The 16674-nt window shown below is 67.0% G+C and carries 17 protein-coding genes; 11 read left to right on the top strand and 6 right to left on the bottom strand.

Translation table 11 applies throughout. The features are described 5' to 3' along the window. Positions 1-78: 78 nt before the first annotated feature. The 4 genes from NR101_RS12135 to NR101_RS12120 all read left to right on the top strand — a co-directional run bounded on the left by NR101_RS12135 (position 79) and on the right by NR101_RS12120 (position 3517). The gene (locus NR101_RS12135; RefSeq protein ID WP_256775059.1) at positions 79-927 is read left to right on the top strand and encodes a MurR/RpiR family transcriptional regulator; all 849 of its coding nucleotides are present in this window, start codon (positions 79-81) and stop codon (positions 925-927) included. A 30-nt stretch (positions 928-957) separates the two neighbouring features. After that, positions 958-1767 carry a L,D-transpeptidase family protein gene (locus NR101_RS12130; protein ID WP_256775058.1) on the top strand — a complete coding sequence of 270 codons (810 nt, stop codon included), beginning with the start codon at positions 958-960 and terminating at the stop codon, positions 1765-1767. Continuing rightward, complete coding sequence (locus NR101_RS12125) at positions 1764-3062, top strand: amino acid permease (RefSeq protein ID WP_256775057.1); 1299 nt, start codon at positions 1764-1766, stop codon at positions 3060-3062. The genes NR101_RS12130 and NR101_RS12125 overlap by 4 nt, the downstream gene beginning before the upstream one ends. A gap of 107 nt (positions 3063-3169) precedes the next feature. Next, positions 3170-3517 carry a hypothetical protein gene (locus NR101_RS12120; protein WP_256775056.1) on the top strand — a complete coding sequence of 116 codons (348 nt, stop codon included), beginning with the start codon at positions 3170-3172 and terminating at the stop codon, positions 3515-3517. A 26-nt stretch (positions 3518-3543) separates the two neighbouring features. On the opposite strand, the gene yiaA is transcribed toward NR101_RS12120, so the two are convergent. Then, a complete protein-coding gene (gene yiaA, locus NR101_RS12115) occupies positions 3544-3981 on the bottom strand; it encodes an inner membrane protein YiaA (RefSeq protein WP_256775055.1) in 438 nt (145 codons plus the stop codon). Positions 3982-4156: 175 nt separating this feature from the next. Between yiaA and NR101_RS12110 the strand changes: the two genes are divergently transcribed. Then, positions 4157-5305, top strand: a complete 1149-nt coding sequence (locus NR101_RS12110) for a PQQ-dependent sugar dehydrogenase (RefSeq protein WP_256775054.1) — start codon at positions 4157-4159, stop codon at positions 5303-5305. Between the two features lie 54 nt (positions 5306-5359). On the opposite strand, the gene NR101_RS12105 is transcribed toward NR101_RS12110, so the two are convergent. From NR101_RS12105 to folB, 4 genes are all read right to left on the bottom strand, one after another. Next, a complete protein-coding gene (locus tag NR101_RS12105; RefSeq protein WP_256775053.1) occupies positions 5360-5986 on the bottom strand; it encodes a hypothetical protein in 627 nt (208 codons plus the stop codon). A 234-nt stretch (positions 5987-6220) separates the two neighbouring features. Next, positions 6221-8395, bottom strand: a complete 2175-nt coding sequence (locus tag NR101_RS12100) for a glycoside hydrolase family 3 N-terminal domain-containing protein (RefSeq protein WP_256775052.1) — start codon at positions 8393-8395, stop codon at positions 6221-6223. Between the two features lie 137 nt (positions 8396-8532). Next, entirely contained in the window at positions 8533-9807 is a 1275-nt protein-coding gene (locus NR101_RS12095; RefSeq protein WP_256775051.1) for a mechanosensitive ion channel family protein, read from the bottom strand. Between the two features lie 26 nt (positions 9808-9833). Next, the gene (gene folB / locus NR101_RS12090; protein WP_256775050.1) at positions 9834-10202 is read right to left on the bottom strand and encodes a dihydroneopterin aldolase; all 369 of its coding nucleotides are present in this window, start codon (positions 10200-10202) and stop codon (positions 9834-9836) included. Positions 10203-10601: 399 nt separating this feature from the next. Between folB and NR101_RS12085 the strand changes: the two genes are divergently transcribed. Next, a complete protein-coding gene (locus NR101_RS12085) occupies positions 10602-11258 on the top strand; it encodes a hypothetical protein (protein WP_256775049.1) in 657 nt (218 codons plus the stop codon). A gap of 12 nt (positions 11259-11270) precedes the next feature. Here NR101_RS12085 and tsaD read toward each other — a convergent pair whose 3' ends face one another. Further along, positions 11271-12296 (bottom strand): tRNA (adenosine(37)-N6)-threonylcarbamoyltransferase complex transferase subunit TsaD, encoded by a 1026-nt coding sequence (gene tsaD, locus NR101_RS12080; protein WP_256775048.1) that lies wholly within the window; start codon positions 12294-12296, stop codon positions 11271-11273. 167 nt (positions 12297-12463) lie between these two features. On the opposite strand from tsaD, the gene rpsU reads away from it, so the two are divergent. The 5 genes from rpsU to NR101_RS12055 all read left to right on the top strand — a co-directional run bounded on the left by rpsU (position 12464) and on the right by NR101_RS12055 (position 16673). Then, complete coding sequence (gene rpsU / locus NR101_RS12075; RefSeq protein ID WP_002808376.1) at positions 12464-12679, top strand: 30S ribosomal protein S21; 216 nt, start codon at positions 12464-12466, stop codon at positions 12677-12679. Positions 12680-12815: 136 nt separating this feature from the next. Further along, positions 12816-13262 (top strand): GatB/YqeY domain-containing protein, encoded by a 447-nt coding sequence (locus NR101_RS12070; RefSeq protein ID WP_256775047.1) that lies wholly within the window; start codon positions 12816-12818, stop codon positions 13260-13262. A gap of 226 nt (positions 13263-13488) precedes the next feature. Further along, positions 13489-14334 (top strand): YihY/virulence factor BrkB family protein, encoded by an 846-nt coding sequence (locus NR101_RS12065; protein WP_256775173.1) that lies wholly within the window; start codon positions 13489-13491, stop codon positions 14332-14334. 63 nt (positions 14335-14397) lie between these two features. Then, on the top strand, positions 14398-16128 hold the full coding sequence (dnaG, locus tag NR101_RS12060; protein ID WP_256775046.1) for a DNA primase: 1731 nt from the start codon (positions 14398-14400) through the stop codon (positions 16126-16128). An 86-nt stretch (positions 16129-16214) separates the two neighbouring features. Next, a complete protein-coding gene (locus tag NR101_RS12055; protein ID WP_256775172.1) occupies positions 16215-16673 on the top strand; it encodes a sulfur transferase domain-containing protein in 459 nt (152 codons plus the stop codon). Position 16674: the final 1 nt, after the last annotated feature.

The following is a 16674-nucleotide window of genomic DNA, read 5'->3' as shown; positions in this document are numbered from 1 at the left end:
GTCCTGTGCAGCCGACCAACGGTCGGCTCTACCGGCCGCATTGCGTATGCTCTCCCCAACGGACCTGATGCCCTTTCCATGCCGCCCCTGGTGAAAATCCGCTCCGAGCGTGACCACATGTCGGCGATCGAACGCCGCATCGCCGACTTCATCCTCGACAACGCCCACCTGCTGCGCGATTACTCGTCCCAGCAGCTGGCCAGCGCGTTGGGGATCAGCCAGTCCAGCGTGGTCAAGTTCAGCCAGAAGCTGGGCTTCAAGGGCTATCCGGATCTGAAGTACTCCATCGGCGAGGCGGTCGCCCGCGCCGGTAGCGATCCCCAGTCACGCCCGCCTGCACCGGCCGATGCCAACGATTACGCGCAGATCGCCGAACGGCTGCGGCTGAGCAAGGCCGCCGCCGAACAGGAAACCCGGCTGGCCAATCCGCAGGCCGACGTGGAAGCCATCGTGCAGCTGATCGATGCCGCACCCAAGCTGTTCGTCTACGGTCTGGGCGATGACGGCCTGTACGCACGCGAATTCGCCATGCGGCTGTCGCTGCTGGGCATGCTCACCGTGCACCACGCCGACCCGATCCTGATGATGGCCAACCTGTCGGCCGCGCGCGCCAACGATGCGATGCTGGTGTTCTCCGAGTTTGGCAAGCTGCCGCAGCTGTTCCAGCTGTCGCGCCAGTTCCAGGACATGGGCGGCAAGGTGATCTCGATCACCCGGCACAGCGCCAACCCGCTGCGCGCGCACGCCGATGCCTCGCTGGTGGTGTGCGCGCACGACCCGGCGCCGCACGTGGCGCAACTGCTGTACCGTTCTTCGCTGCAGTCCCTGCTGGATTTCGTCTTCGTGCTGTTGTGCCACGCCAACCCGGACCGCCACCGCCAGCTCGGGGTGAACCTGGAACGGATCGAACACCTGATCGACACCTGATCGACACCTGGTCTTTTGGAGTCCGCCACGATGCTGCCGTTGTTCCGCTCCGTCTTCGCCGTCGTGCTGGCCGCCAGCGCCCTGCCTGCCACCGCGCTCACCCCGGCGGTGGGCCCACTGCAGGACCACCACCAGATGATCGTGGTCACCACCGAGGGCTGGGACGCCACCCAGGGCCGGTTGCAGGCCTATGTGCGCACGCCCAAGGGTTGGGCGCCCCACGGTGACGCATTCGAGGTGGCCGTGGGCCGCAACGGCAGCGCCTGGGGCGTGGGCGTGCTGCCGGCCCAGGGCGCTGCCGCGCATCCGCCCGGCGACCCGATAAAGCCAGGGGACCCGGTAAAACAGGAAGGCGATGGCCGTAGCCCGGCCGGCATCTTCAGCATCGGTCCGGCCTTCGGCTATGCACCAAAGATCACCACGGCCCTGCCCTACCAGCCGATGCAGGCCAGCAGCTACTGCATGGACTTTCCCGATTCGCCGTATTACAACCGCATCGTCGATGCCGAGGCGGTGGGCGCCGACGCCGTGGAAGGCTCCACCGAGCCGATGCGGCTGGACCTGCACAACAAGGGGGATGTGCGCTATCGCGAGGGCTTCGTGATCGAGCACAACCCCAAGGCCGAACCCCGCCGTGGCAGCTGTATCTTCGCCCACCTGTGGCGCACGCCCGGTGAGCCGACCGCAGGCTGCACGGCGATGCAGCCCGAGCACATGCGCAGCCTGCTGGCCTGGCTGGACCCGGCCCAGCGTCCGTTGTTCGTGCTGCTGCCGCGCGCGCAGTACCAGCAGCTGCAATACGACTGGAATCTGCCGGCACAGCAGGACAACACGCGATGAGCACACCGGCCGATCCGCAACTGGAACGCGCGGTCAGCCGCTGGCAGATCGTCGGGCTGTCGATCAACGATGTGATCGGCAGCGGCATTTACCTGCTGCCGGCCGCCACCGTCGCCCTGCTCGGCCCCTTCAGCCTGTGGGGCGTGGTCGCGGCCGGCATCGTGGTCGCGCTGCTGGTGCTCTGTTATGCCCAGGCCGCCAGTTACTTCGACGAGCCCGGCGGCAGCTACCTGTATGCACGTGAGGCGTTCGGTCGGTTTGCCGGGTTCGAGATCGGCTGGATGATCTGGCTGACCCGGATCAGCTCGGCGGCAGCATTGAGCAATGCGCTGGCCGATGCAGTGGCGCGGTTCTGGCCGTGGGCCGGGCATGACCTGGGCCGGGTGGCGATCATCGTGGTGTCGCTGGGCTTTCTCACCGCCGTCAACGTGGCCGGGGTGCGCTCGGCCGCACGCACCGGGGTGATCCTGGTGATCGGCAAGCTGGTGCCCTTGCTGCTGTTCGTGGCGATCGGCGCGTTCTACGTGGACATGGACCTGGCCTTCTCCGGCGTGCGCCCGGACCCGCATGACCTGCAGCGCATGGGCGAGGCCGCGTTGCTGCTGCTGTATGCCTACGCCGGGTTCGAGAACATCCCGGCCGCTGCCGGTGAGTACAAGAACCCGCGCCGCGATATTCCGTTCGCGCTGATTACCATGATCGTCAGCGTCACCGTCATCTACGGGGCAGTGCAGCTGGTCGCTCAGGGTACCCTGGCCGGCCTGGCCAGTTCACCGACGCCGCTGGCCGATGCGGCCTCCAGCTTCGGCGGCGAGGCCCTGGCGCTGATCCTCACCGTCGGCGCCACCATCTCCATCCTCGGCACCAACAGCAACACGATGATGATGGGGCCGCGCTTCCTGTTTGCGCTGGCCCGTGACGGCTACGGGCCCAAGCTGCTGGCGCAGGTGCATCCACGCTTCCGCACGCCGGCCGCGGCGATCATCACCCAGGGCCTGATCGCGCTGGCATTGGCACTGTCCGGTTCGTTCGTGCAGTTGGCACTGCTGTCGATGACCACGCGCCTGTTTGCCTACATCGGTACCGCCGCTGCGGTGCTCGTGCTGGCACGGCGTTTCCGCGACCGTCCCGGTGCATTGAAACTACCCGGCGGCCCGCTGATCCCGATCCTGGCGCTGTTGCTGTGCGTGGCCCTGTTCGTCAGCGCCAGTTGGCAGAACATCGCCGCCGCCGGCATCGCCTTCGCCGTCGGTGCGGTCATCTACAAACTGCCGCGCAAGGAGCCGCTGGGCTGAACCACGCCTGCGCGGTGAATGGCACTTGATCTGTCATTCACTCCGCCGGTCCGCTGCGTTAACCGGCGTCTGGATAGGCTGGAACCTCACCCAACCGGAGCTACCACATGCCTACTGATTATCAGATTCCCGGCCGGGTGCCGGAAGACGGCGTGCCGCGCCAGGCCGTGTCGGACTATTGGCGTGAGCGCTTTCCGAGCGAGCCGTATTACGACAACACCCAGTTCTTCGACGACTACGAGCCGGCTTACCAGCTCGGTCACCACTCGCGCGCCGACGATGTCATCCGCGCCTACGAGCAGGTGGAAGCCGAATTGCAGACGCGCTGGGCGCAGGAACACGGCAAGAGCAAGCTGACCTGGGAACAGGCGCGCAATGCGGTGCGCCGCGGCTGGGATGAATCCACCGCACTGCGCCAGGCCCATGTGGACAAGGGCGTGCCGCGCGGTACCTGAGGCAGCGCGCGACACGCCTGACAGCGTTACTCGCCGCTGGGCAGCGGCGGAATCGCACGCGCATCGGCACCCGCGGCCATCAGGTCGCGGGTGTTTTTCTGTACTGCCACCGCGCCAAACAGGCTCAACGCGAAGGCCATGCCGTAGAAGCCTTTCTCGCTCAGCAGCAGCGTGGCGTTCCACAGCCCCACCAGCAGCAACAGCAGAGACACCAGCAGCGCGAACCAGCACAGCGCGTAGTACAGGCCACTGACCGGAATACCTTCGACGCGGTCGCGCACGCTCTTCTGCAGCGAGACGGCCGCGAACAGCCCGAACAACAGCAGGGTCAGGTAGTAGCCCTTTTCGTTGAGCACCATTTCCGCGTTGAACAGACCGACCAGATAAGCCGCCGCGCCCAGCAGCAGCGCCGCCCACGAGGCGGCGATGAACGCCGGGGAGGGTTTATGCACCTGTTGCTTCATTGATCCAACTCCATTTGATGGCGGCATGCCGCACCTGCCACCCCACGGGCGGCCCGCGGCAACGGTAGCCGATCCGGGCCCGCGCGCCTACCGGGATGACGTATGGTCCACGCCGCGTTGATGGGCATGCTGTACAACCATGGCTGGCCATCGCATCCCCCTACGGAGATCCCCAATGACCCGCAAGCTCCTGCTTTCGCTCGCCGTCACTCTTACCCTGCCGCTGTTCACCACCGCCTGCGTGGCCGCCGACAAGGCCGCCGCCCCCGTGCTGGAAAAGGCGCAGTGGCCCTTCGCCGCCACCGAAGTGGCCAAATTCGACGAGCCTTGGGCGATGAGCTTCCTGCCCGACGGCAGCCTGCTGGTCAGCGAGAAGGCCGGCACGTTGAAGCACGTGGACCTCAAGACGGGTACGCGAGCCGACATCCGCGGCCTGCCCAAGGTGGCCTATGGCGGCCAGGGCGGGTTCGGCGACGTGCTGCCGCACCCGCAGTTCGCCCGCAATCAGCTGCTTTACGTCAGCTATGCCGAAGCCGGTGAAGGCGATACCCGGGGTGCCGCGGTGGCGCGCGCGCGTCTGGTCCTGGGCGCCGATGGCAGCGGCACGCTCAAGGACCTGAAGGTGATCTGGCGGCAGACGCCCAAGGTGGACGGCAAGGGCCATTTCGGTCATCGCCTGGCGTTCGGCCCGGACGGCAAACTGTGGATCACCTCCAGCGAACGCCAGCAGTTCGATCCGGCCCAGGACATGGCCAGCAACCTCGGCAAGATCGTGCGCCTGAACGACGACGGCAGCGTGCCCGCCGACAACCCGTTCGCCTCGCAGGGCGGCGTGGCCGCACAGGTCTGGTCGCTGGGGCACCGCAATGCACTGGGCATCGCCTTCGATGCGCGCGGCAAGTTGTGGGTGCACGAGATGGGCCCGGCCGGCGGCGACGAACTCAACCTGATCGAGCGCGGCGCCAACTACGGCTATCCGATCGTGTCCAACGGCAACCATTACGACGGCAGCGATATTCCCGACCACGCCACCCGCCCCGAATTCGCCGCGCCGAAAGTGAGCTGGACCCCGGTGATTTCGCCGGCCGGTTTCATCATCTACAGCGGGACGCAGTTCCCGCAGTGGAAGGGCAGCGGCTTTATCGGGGGGCTGTCGTCCAAGGCGCTGGTGCGCGTGGCCTTCGACGGCGACAGCGCGCATGAAGCCGAACGCTTCGACATGGGCGAGCGCATCCGCGAAGTGGAGCAGGGCCCAGACGGTGCGATCTGGCTGCTGGAAGACGGCAAGAACGGGCGCCTGCTGAAGCTCACGCCCAAGGCGTGATCCTGACCTGCCCGCCCTCCCGGTCCTCGAGGCCGGAAGGGCGGGCAGCGCCGGTCAATCCTGCACGGTGATGACCTTGACGTCCGAGCGGGTGCAGTCCTTGTCCAGGCACTTGCCGCCGATCCAGACCTGGCCCTTGCCGATCATCGCGCCTTCCCAGTTCACGAACAGCCCATCGAAGGTCTGCGCGGCGATCGCCTTGGCGATCTCCGGGGTGACGATCTGGCTGTATTCGCGCTTGAACGTGGCCGCATCGGCCACCTGGCGTTTCTTGCCGCCCACATGCACCAGCAGCGGATAGCGCATCAATGCCGCCACGGCATTGGCATCGTTGGCGGCGACACCGCGCTGCAGGTCTTTGAACAGCGCCTCGTACGCGTCTGCGTCGCCGAGCAGTTTTTCAATACGCTGGCGGGCATCGCCCTCGCCCTCTTCGGTGTCGATCGCATCGGACGCCTCGGGGCTGCCATTGGGCGGTGCCTGGGTGGCGGCATCCGGCGCAGGTTCGGCACCGGCATTCACCGCATCCGGCGACAGGCCGGCGGCCGGCACGTCATCCCCGGGCGTGGCGGTGGTCGCCGGTGGCGAGGTAGCCGGTGCAGCGGCGTCCGCCGCCGGCGGCGCCGGCTGCGAACAGGCGGCCAGCAACAGGGTGGGTAACAGGATTCGGATCACACGCATGCTCGGCTCCGTCGATATCGCGAGGGCGCCAGCGTAACCGCGTTTACGTCAGCCGCCGATGATGACCAGTCCGCCTGCCGCCGGCGACGACCAACGGGTAGAGCCGACCGTTGGTCGGCTGCTTCCGCAACGCTAATCACGCGTCCAGGCACGGCAACCGACCAACGGTCGGCGAGGCAGCACGGCAGCCGACCAACGGTCGGCTCTACGGGGCGGCGTGGCCGCCCCGCCGTCTCAGCCGGCCAGCAGCTCGAAGATCACCGGCTCACCGCTGGCCGAGGAGGCGCACACCCACAACTCGAACTGGCCCGGTTCGGCACGAAACACGCCATCGCGACCGGTGAAGCCCAGCGCGTGGCGATCCAGCGTGAACTGCACCTCGGTGCTCTGGCCGGGCTGCAACGCTACCTTGCGGAAATCCTTCAGCTCACGCACCGGCCGCACGCGGCTGGCCACGCGGTCGTGGATATACAGCTGCACCACTTCTTCGCCGGCCACCGCACCGGTGTTGGTCAGCGTGGTGGTGATGGTCAGGGTGTCGTCCCAGCCCAGCGTGTCGCTGCTCAGCTGCGGCACACCGTAGCCGAAGGTGGTGTAACCCAGGCCGTGGCCGAACGGGTACAGCGCCTCGTTGGGGATCTCGCGCCAGCGCGCCTTGAACTCGGACATGGTCGGCAGTTCCGGGCGACCGGTGCGCGGATGGTTGTAGAAGAACGGCTGCTGGCCGGACACCTGCGGGAAGCTCACCGGCAGGCGACCGGACGGGTTGTAGTCGCCGAACAGCACATCGGCCACCGCATGCCCGGTCTGGGTGCCCAGGTACCAGGTGATCGCCACGGCGTGCGCATTGCGCACCGCGCCCTGCAGTGCCAGCGCGCGACCATTGCGCAGCAGCACCACCAGCGGCTTGCCGGTCATCGCCACCGCTTCGGCCAGCGCCTGCTGCGCGGCCGGCAGGGTGATTTCCACGCGCGACTGCGCTTCACCGCTGTAGCGCTGCGGTTCGCCCAGCGCCAGCACCACCACATCGGCGCGCAGTGCAGCCGCCACGGCCTGCTCGATGCCGTCCTGCACAGCCACTTCCAGGTCGCAGCCGGGCACGATTTCCAGCAGCGATGCATCGCCGATCGCCTCACGCAAGCCAGTTTCCAGGCTGACGTAGCGCGACTTGTCGCCGAACAGGGTCCAGCAGCCTTCGATGTTGTCGCGGTCCTGCACGAACGGGCCGATCAGCGCGATCTTCTGCCCGGTCTTCTTCAGCGGCAGCACCGCGTCGGTGTTCTTGAGCAGCACGATGGAACGGCGCGCGGCATCGCGCGAGAGTTCATCGTGCGCGGCGATATGCGCGGTGGACGCTTCACGGTCCAGGTCCAGCGACCGGTAGGGGTCGTCGAACAGGCCGATGGCATCCTTCAGGCGCAGGATGCGGCGCACCGATTCGTCCAGCGTGGCCATCGGCACCTCGCCGCTTTCGATCAGGCCCGGCAGGTGCTCGGCATAGAAGCCGCTCTGCATGCTCAGGTCCAGACCGGCGGTGAAGGCCTTGGCGGTGGCGTCGCGGTCATCGGCGGCATAGCCGTGCGCGACCAGCTCCATGTCGGCGGTGTAATCGGAGATCACCACGCCCGGGAACTTCCATTCCCCGCGCAGGATGTCGGTGAGCAGTTCGGCATTGGCACTGGCCGGCACGCCGTTGATGTCGTTGAAGGAGGACATCACCGTCAGCGCGCCCGCCTCGAAGGCGGCCTGGAACGGCGGCAGGTGCACATCGCGCAGGGTCTGCGGCGAAATGTCGACCATGTTGTATTCCATGCCGGCCATCACCGCGCCATAGGCGGCGAAATGCTTCGGCGTGGCCAGCAGCGCATCGGCGGCACGCAGGTCCGGGCCCTGGAAGCCACGCACACGGGCGGCGGCGAACGCACAGCCCAGCACCACGTCTTCACCGGCGCCCTCGGCACCGCGGCCCCAGCGCTGGTCACGGGCGATGTCCACCGCCGGTGCGTAGGTCCAGTGCAGGCCGGCAGCGGTGGCTTCCACCGCGGTGGCGCGGGCGGTGCGCTCGGCCAGGTCCGGCTCGAAGCTGGCCGCTTCGCCCAGCGGGATCGGGAACACGGTGCGCATGCCGTGGATGACATCGGCGGCCAGGATCACCGGGATGCCCAGGCGGCTTTCTTCCAGCGCGACCTGCTGGATGCGGCGGCCGGCTTCCACGCCGACGCCGTTGAACAGCGACCCCACCTTGCCCTCGCGCACCTGCTGCAGCACCTGGTCGGCGTTGAGCACGTTGGCTTCCGGATTCACGTCCGGGGCGAACGGCCGGACCATGTCGGCGAACACACCCAGCTGGCCGACTTTTTCTTCGACGGTCATCTTGGCAATGAGGGTTTCGATACGATCGGCGGCCACCGGCTGTCCTTATGAAAACGTTTACAAGGCCGGGATTCTAGCGTTCCCGGACCCGTTGTGAATGATTTTGGCGTTCATTTTTCTTCCCCCTGGGAAGAACCCCGTTGCCGCGAGCACGGCAACGGGGGCTCAGGAGCTTACTCCGGCGAGGCCAGACGCTGCTGCCCGGCCATCAACATCGCATCGCTGGATTCCTGGAACACCCGCAGGCCAAAGGCCGGCAAGGTCGCCAGCAGGTGGTCGAACACATCGGACTGGATGCCCTCGTACTCGCCCCAGGCGGTGGTGCGGGTGAAGCAGTAGATCTCCAGCGGCAGGCCCTGGGTCGTGGGCTGCAACTGCCGTACCAACAGCGTCATGTCAGTATGGATGCCCGGATGCTGCTGCAGGTAGCGCTCCACATACGCGCGGAACGTGCCCAGGTTGGTGACCCGGCGCGCGTTCACCGCCGCCACGCCCTTGGCCTGCAGCCCGGCGTTCCACTGCTGCAGCTCGGCCTGCTTGTCGCGCAGGTAATCGCCCAGCACCGCGAACTGCTCCAGCTGCACCAGCATCGGCGCATCGACGAAGCCGACGCTGTGCTGGTCCAGGTACAGCGCGCGCTTGATCCGGCGCCCGCCCGCTTCCTGCATGCCGCGCCAGTTCTTGAACGACTCGGTCACCAGCTTCTTGGTCGGGATGGTGGTGATGGTCTTGTCGAAGTTCTGCACCGTGATGGTGTGCAGGGCGATATCGATGACATCGCCATCGGCGTTCTGGCTGGGCATTTCGATCCAGTCGCCCAGCCGCACCCGGCCATCGCCACTGATCTGCACGCTGGCCACCAGCGACAGGATGGTGTCCTGGAAGATCAGCATCAGGACCGCGGTGGCCGCGCCGAGGCCGGTGACCAGCGGACCAAGCTTGACCCCCAGCAGGGTGGCCACGATCGACAGGCCGGCAATCACGAACACCACGATCTTTACGACCTGCAGGTATCCCTTGATCGGCTTGTTGCGCGCGTCCGGGCGGCGCTCGTACAGGTCATTGGCCGCATCCAGCGCATGCGACACCGCCAGCGCCACCGTCAGCACCGCCCACGCCCGGCAGGCGCCGATGACGAAGTCGACCAGCTCCACCGGCAGGTCCGGCACGATGCGGATGCCGGCGGCGATCACCATGCTCGGCACCACGTTGGACAACCGCGAGATCACCCGCAGGTTGTTGCCCCCTTCGTTGCCGGGGGTGTGCCCGGGCAAACGGTTCACCAGCTTGCGCAGGCCGCGCAACAGCACCTTCTTGGTGACGAAGTTGGCCAGCCAGGCCGCCAGCGCCAACGCGGCCAGCACCAGCAGGGTGTAGGCCCAAGGCCAGGGTTCCAGGGTCTGCTGCACACTGTCCAGCCACCGGGTTGCCACTACCGCATCCAACATCGTGTATCGATCTCCGTTCCGGGTTATCAGGGGGTTGCCAGATCCTGCGCGCTGCGCTCGATGATCACCCCGACCGCGCGCGCGCCGCGCACCGCACCGGGCTTGCTCAGTTTCAGGCGCAGCCATTGCACATTGAATTCACGCAGCACGATCTCGGCGATGCGCTCGGCCAGTGTTTCCACCAGGCCGAAGTCGGACTCGCGCACGAACTGCTCGATCCGCTTGCTCACCGCCTTGTAGTTGAGCGTATCGGCGATGTCGTCGCTGGCAGCCGGGCGGCGGTTGTCGAAGCCCATTTCCAGGTCGAAACGCAGGGTCTGGCGGATCCGCCGTTCCCAGTCGTAGATGCCGATCAGGGCATCGATCTCGAGCCCTTCGATGAATACCTTGTCCATAGCCATGCCACGTGGAAGATGTCGGACATGGTAACGGGCCGGCCCGGAACGTGCCGGGAACCGGGGGCAGGCGCCGTGGTGCAGCGCCCGAGGCGGAAAAGACAAAGGGCCCCTTTCGGGACCCTTTGCTTACCTCTTGTCCCCGGGGGGAGATGGGATTCCCATCCGCGAGTCCCGGTGGCGCGTAGGCAGAAAATTACGGGGCCGACACGACCACGTCAACCTTTGTTGACGCAAAACGGGACGGGGCGCGTTGTTTGCGATGCGTCAATTGAACGCGGCAATCGAATGATGAAAAAGGGTAGTCAGAACAACCACACCACGGCCGGATTCCCGATGCCCGGCATCTGGCCACACTCGTAGTCTCGATCGTCAGCAGGGACCAGGGATGCCGTGACCATGCAGATCGAGGATGCCGTGAAGCGGGCGCTGTCAGCCGACCGGATGGGGACGTACGAGAACGCCGTAGCCAGCCTTGATGTCCGCAGTACCCCGCTTGAACTGTACGTGTGGAATGCCCGCATCTCCGCCGCTTTCCTGATTCCGCTGCACATCGGTGAAGTGGTCATCCGCAACGCGGTTTCGGATGCACTGACCCGGATTCACGGACCACGCTGGCCGTGGGTGCAGGGCTTCGCCGACAGCCTGCCCAGTCCAACCAGCGGCTACAACCCACGCCGCGAGCTGCAGCGCGCGGTCGCACGCTGCAGTCACGGCACCCCGCAGGTCATTCCCACGCTGAGCTTCGTGTTCTGGCAGAAGATGTTCACGCAGCGGTTCGACGTACGGGTGTGGTCGCGTTGCATGGGGACCGTGCTTCCCGGCGCCAACACCGCTGCGCCCCGGCATGTCACCCGCGCACGCATACACAACGATCTGGAGCAGATGCGGCGGCTGCGCAACCGCATCGCCCATCATGAACCCATCTTCGCGCGCGCCCTGGCCGAGGATTTCGCCGCCATCCAGCGGCTAGTGGCACTGCGCTGCACACGTACCGCCAATTGGATGGCCGGGCATGAGGCCGTGACCCCGCTGCTGCGCAATCGCCCGCCCTGACCGGCGGCGTACTTACACCGCCGGCAGCGTCGCCATGTCCCAGCGCGGGGTGACCTGTACCTGCGGCGGGTTGTGCTGGCCGGCCTGCAGGCGCAGGGCGCCGGCGAAGGCGATCATCGCGCCGTTGTCGGTGCACAGCGACGGGCGCGGGAAGCAGGCGCGGCCGCCACGGCGGGCGGCCATCTGCTGCAGCTTGGCGCGCAGGCGCTTGTTGGCGCCCACGCCGCCGGCCACCACGATCACATCGGTGCCGGCCGCATCCAGCGCGCGCTCACACTTGATGGCCAGCGTGTCGACCACCGCGTCTTCAAAGCCACGGGCGATGTCGGCGCGGGTCTGTTCGCTCTGGTCGCTGTCACGCCAGGCCAGCAGCACCTGGGTCTTCAGGCCGGAGAAGCTGAAATCCAGCCCCGGGCGATCGATCATCGGGCGGGTGAACTTGAACCGGCCCGGGGTGCCGCGCTCGGCCAGCGCGGCCAGCTGCGGTCCGCCCGGGTACGGCAGACCCATCAGCTTGGCGGTCTTGTCGAAGGCCTCGCCGGCGGCGTCGTCCAGGGTCTCGCCAAGCAGGCGGTACTGGCCGATCCGGTCCACGGCGACCAGCTGGGTATGCCCACCGGACACCAGCAGGGCCACGAACGGCGCCTGCGGCGGGTCGTCTTCCATCAGCGGGGCCAGCAGATGCCCTTCCATATGGTGTACGCCGACCGCCGGCACCTCCAGCGCCCAGGCCAGCGACCGGGCCACGCCCGCCCCGACCAGCAGCGCCCCGACCAGCCCGGGGCCGGCCGTATAGGCCACCCCGTCGATATCGGACACGCCCATCCCGGCGTCGGCCAGGGTCTGGCGGATCAGCGGCAGCAGCTTGCGCACGTGGTCGCGGCTGGCCAATTCAGGCACCACCCCGCCGTACTCGGCATGCAGGGCGATCTGGCTATAGACCGCATGGGCGCGCAGTGCGTCCGGGCCGGCCAGGTCGGTGTCATACACCGCCACGCCGGTCTCATCACAGGAAGATTCGATACCAAGGACTCGCATAACGCGTATTATGGACCGCTTGAGGCCCCGGCAGCGTTACCGCCAGCCCACCCGACACCACCTGTGGCCAAGAAGTTCGCCGGGGTGGGTTGCAACTTCTTTTGCCGCCGCTATAATGTGCGGCTCTCACCGGGTGTGACCCGGTTCTACTGTGTCCCGGAGATTCCATGCCCAGCGTTAAAGTCCGCGAGAACGAGCCCTTCGAGTTTGCGCTCCGTCGCTTCAAGCGCACCTGCGAAAAGGCCGGCGTGCTGGCCGAAACCCGCAAGCGCGAGTTCTACGAAAAGCCGACCCAGGAGCGCAAGCGTAAAGCTGCTGCTGCTGTGAAGCGTCAGCTGCGTCGCTCCTCGCGCGACGTCACCAAGCGTCAGCGCCTGTACTGATCTACGCAACTTCGATGCGGCAGGCCCTGTGTCTGTCGCGGCGGAGCCGAAGCCGGAACGCGCGAGCGTTACCGGCTTTTTGCGTTCCAGCCTGTCGGGGTCCCTCCCCGCTCTTTTGACCGATACGAGGTGTTCCATGAGCCTGAAACTGCAGCTCACCAACGACATGAAGGCCGCCATGAAGGCCGGCGAGAAGCACCGTCTTGGCGTCATCCGCCTGATCAACGCCGCCATCAAGCAGCGTGAAGTGGACGAGCGCATCGAGCTGGACGACGCCGCCGTGCTGGCCGTGCTGGAAAAGATGGTCAAGCAGCGCAAGGACTCGGTCAGCCAGTTCGAAGCGGCCAACCGTGAAGACCTCGCCGTGATCGAGCGCGAGGAAATCCTGGTGATCGACCAGTACCTGCCGGCCAAGCTGGGCGAAGCGGAGATCGTAGCCGCCATCCAGGCCGCCATCGCCGAAACCGGTGCCGCCAGCCCGGCCGACATCGGCAAGCTGATGGGCGCACTGAAGCCCAAGCTCGCCGGCCAGGCCGACATGGGTCTGGTGTCCAAGCTGGTCAAGCAGCAGCTCGCGGGTTGATTGGCCGAGGTGGCGACCCACGGTTGCTGCCTCCCGCAACGCCCCGGTCGGTGCGCGCACAACCGCGCCCACCGACCGCACGTTTCACCCCGCCTTCGACCCTGCCCTGATAAAAAAAGGCATGTCTTCGCTGCCGCCTCCCCCTGCATCCGAGCCCGCGCCCCACCACCATGGTGTGCCGCCACGCCTGCACAAGTACGTCGACCGGCTGCAGCGCAGCTTTCCGATGGCCGTGGGCAAACGTTTCGTCGATATCGACGTGCTGACCCAGGCCGCCTCGGTCTCGTTCTATGCCCTGCTCTCGATGGCCCCGCTGCTGGTCCTGCTGCTGTGGCTCACTGCCTCGTTGTACCCGCCGGCACAGCAGGCGCTGATTGCGCAGATCAACGATGTGGCCGGCAGCAGCGCGGCCACCGTGGCCGATACCGTACTCAAGAACGCCGACAATCAGCCCGACGTGGGCTCGCTGGCCGGGGTGTGGAGCACGCTGCTGCTGTTCATCGGTGCCACGGCGGTGTTCGCGCAGCTGCAGAACGCGCTGAACCTGATCTTCAACACCAGCGGCGAGCGTCTGGAGGGCATCGTGGCGTGGCTGCGCAAGCGGGTGTTCTCCGTCGGCGTGGTACTGGCGCTGGGCTTCCTGCTGATCCTGTCGATGACCGCCACCACCATGCTGCAGGTGGCCTTCGCGCAGCTTCCCTCGGTGCTGCCGGCGATCGGTTACCTGACCAGCCTGGCGCTGTACACGGTGGGCTTCGCCTTCCTCTACCACTACCTGCCCGACCGCCGCGTGGCCTGGCGCCAGGCCTTCATCGGCGGGGCGATCACCTCCGGGCTGTTCGCGTTGGGCCGGTATGCGATCGGCCTGTACATCGCCACCGTGGCCCCGGGCAGTGCGTACGGTTCGATGGGTGCGCTGGTGATCTCGCTGGTGTGGATCTATTACGCCACCGTGGTGTTCTTTGTCGGCGCGCTGATGACCGCGGTGATCGACGAGCGCCTACGCGCCCGTTTTCACCTCGCCCAGGCCGGTATCGCCGCACCGGACCCGGGCGCAGCGACCGGCAGCTAGTAGACTAGTCCGACCCCCGCTTCCGTGCATGGCCGCCATCGGCCCTGCTCTTGCCTGCTGCCCATGGCCCGTATCCCCGACGCATTCATCGACGACCTGCTGGCCCGCTCCGACATTGTCGAGGTGGTGGGCAGCCGCGTACCGCTGAAACGCCAAGGCAAGGAATATGCAGCGCGTTGTCCGTTCCATGACGAGCGCTCGGCCTCGTTCACGGTCTCCCCGACCAAGCAGTTCTATCACTGCTTCGGCTGCGGCGCGCACGGTACGGCGATCAGTTTCCTGATGAATTACGACCGCCTCGAATTCCTCGATGCGGTCGACGAGCTGGCCAAGCGCGTGGGCATGGAAGTGCCGCGCGATACGCAGCCGCGTACCGCCCAGCAGCAGGACGACAGCCGCGAGCTGTATTCGGCGCTGGATGCGGCCACGCGCTTCTTCCAGAAGTCGCTGGAGGACAGCGACAAGGCGCGCGCCTACCTGGACCAGCGCGGCGTGGACGAGGAGAACCGCGCGCGGTTTGCGATCGGCTACGCGCCCGATGGCTACAGCGCGTTGAAGGACGCGCTGGGCAAGGACGAGCGGCGCATGAAGCTGCTCGACCGTGCCGGGTTGTTCTCCAAGAACGACCGCGGGCATGTCTACGACAAGTTCCGCGACCGGGTGATGTTCCCGATCTTCGACCGCCGTGGCCGGGTGATCGCCTATGGCGGCCGGGTGATGGAGAAGGACGACGGCCCCAAATACCTCAACTCGCCAGAGACCGCGCTGTTCCACAAGGGCCGCGAGCTGTACGGCCTGTGGCAGGTGCGCCAGGCCAACCAGAAGATCGAGCGGTTGATCGTGGTCGAGGGCTACATGGACGTGGTCTCGCTGTTCCAGTACGGGGTGACCCAGGCGGTGGCCACGCTGGGCACGGCGACCACCCCGGAGCATGCCGAACTGCTGTTCCGCAACGCGCCGGACGTGTTCTTCTGCTTCGACGGCGACGCCGCCGGCCGCCGCGCCGGCTGGCGCGCACTGGAGTCGGTGCTGCCGCGCATGAAGGATGGTCGCCAGGCCTTCTTCCTTTTCCTGCCCGATGGCGAAGACCCGGACACGATCGTGCGCAAGGAAGGCAGCGAGGCCTTCGACGTGCGGCTGAAGCAGGCCACGCCGCTGTCGCAGTTCTTCTTCGACGAGCTCACCCGCGAGGTCAACATGGCCACGCTGGATGGCAAGGCACGGCTGGCCGAGCGGGCCAAGCCGATGCTGGCGCAGATTCCCGACGGTGCCTTTGGCGACCTGATGAAGCAGCAGTTGGCCACGTTGACCGGGCTGGGCGCCCGGCCGGGGGCGGCCACGCCGTCCGGGCGTCCGCCCTCGCGCCCGGTTGCCCCGACGCAGCGGCGCAGCCTGGTCCGGGCCGCCATCGCGATCCTGCTGCAGCAGCCATCGCTGGCGATGACCCTGGAAGGCCACCACTTCGACGGCCTGCGCCTGCCTGGCATCGAGCTGCTGACCGAACTGTTGACCCTGGTCGAACAGCGCCCGGACATCACCACCGGCGCGCTGCTGGAGCATTTCGAGGGCCGCGAAGAACAGGCGTCCCTGCAGAAACTGGCCGCCCATACCCAGCCGGGCGATGAGGCGATGTGGACCGAGGAACTGCACGATGCGGTGGCCCAGCTGGAAAAACAGCTGATGCGGCAACGCATGGATGAGCTTCAGGCAAAGCAGAGCCAGCAGGGCCTGGACGATACTGACAAGTACGAGCTGCGCGAACTGCTCAAGGCGCGCAGCACCATCCGCTTCTAGACGACGGAGCAGCCGTGGCGTCCCCCACCGTGAATCCCACTGCATCGCTCTTTCGCTACTGCCGCCCTTGCGTTGCCGCCTGCCTGCTGGCGCTGGCCCTGCCCGCCTGGGCCGGGGAGCTGCCCTTCGCACAGCCACAGCCGCAGCTGTACACCGCCGGCCAGCCCAGCGCCGTCCAGTTGCAGCAGGCAGCCAAGACTGGGGTCACCACCGTGATCGACCTGCGCCAGCCCGATGAAGATCGCGGCTTCGATGAAACCGCGGCCGCCGAACGCCTCGGCCTGCGCTATGTGCGCATCCCGGTGGCCGGTGCTGCCGGCCTGACCCAGGCGAACGCCCGCGCGCTGCGCACCACGCTCGCCCAGAGCACCGGCCCGGTGCTGCTGCACTGCGCCTCCGGCAACCGTGCCGGCGCGCTGCTGGCGCTGCTGCAGGCGCAGGACGGGGCAACCGTCGAGCAGGCGCTGGAACTGGGCCGCCGCGCCGGCATGACCTCGCTGGAAGCACCCATCCGCGTACTGCTGGAAAAGGACGCGGCGCGATGAA

The sequence above is a fragment of the Stenotrophomonas sp. Ste86 genome (assembly GCF_024519465.1).
Lineage (GTDB): Bacteria > Pseudomonadota > Gammaproteobacteria > Xanthomonadales > Xanthomonadaceae > Stenotrophomonas.
The sequence above is the reverse complement of the archived record's forward strand: the minus strand, read 5'-3'. Positions and strand labels throughout refer to the sequence as shown.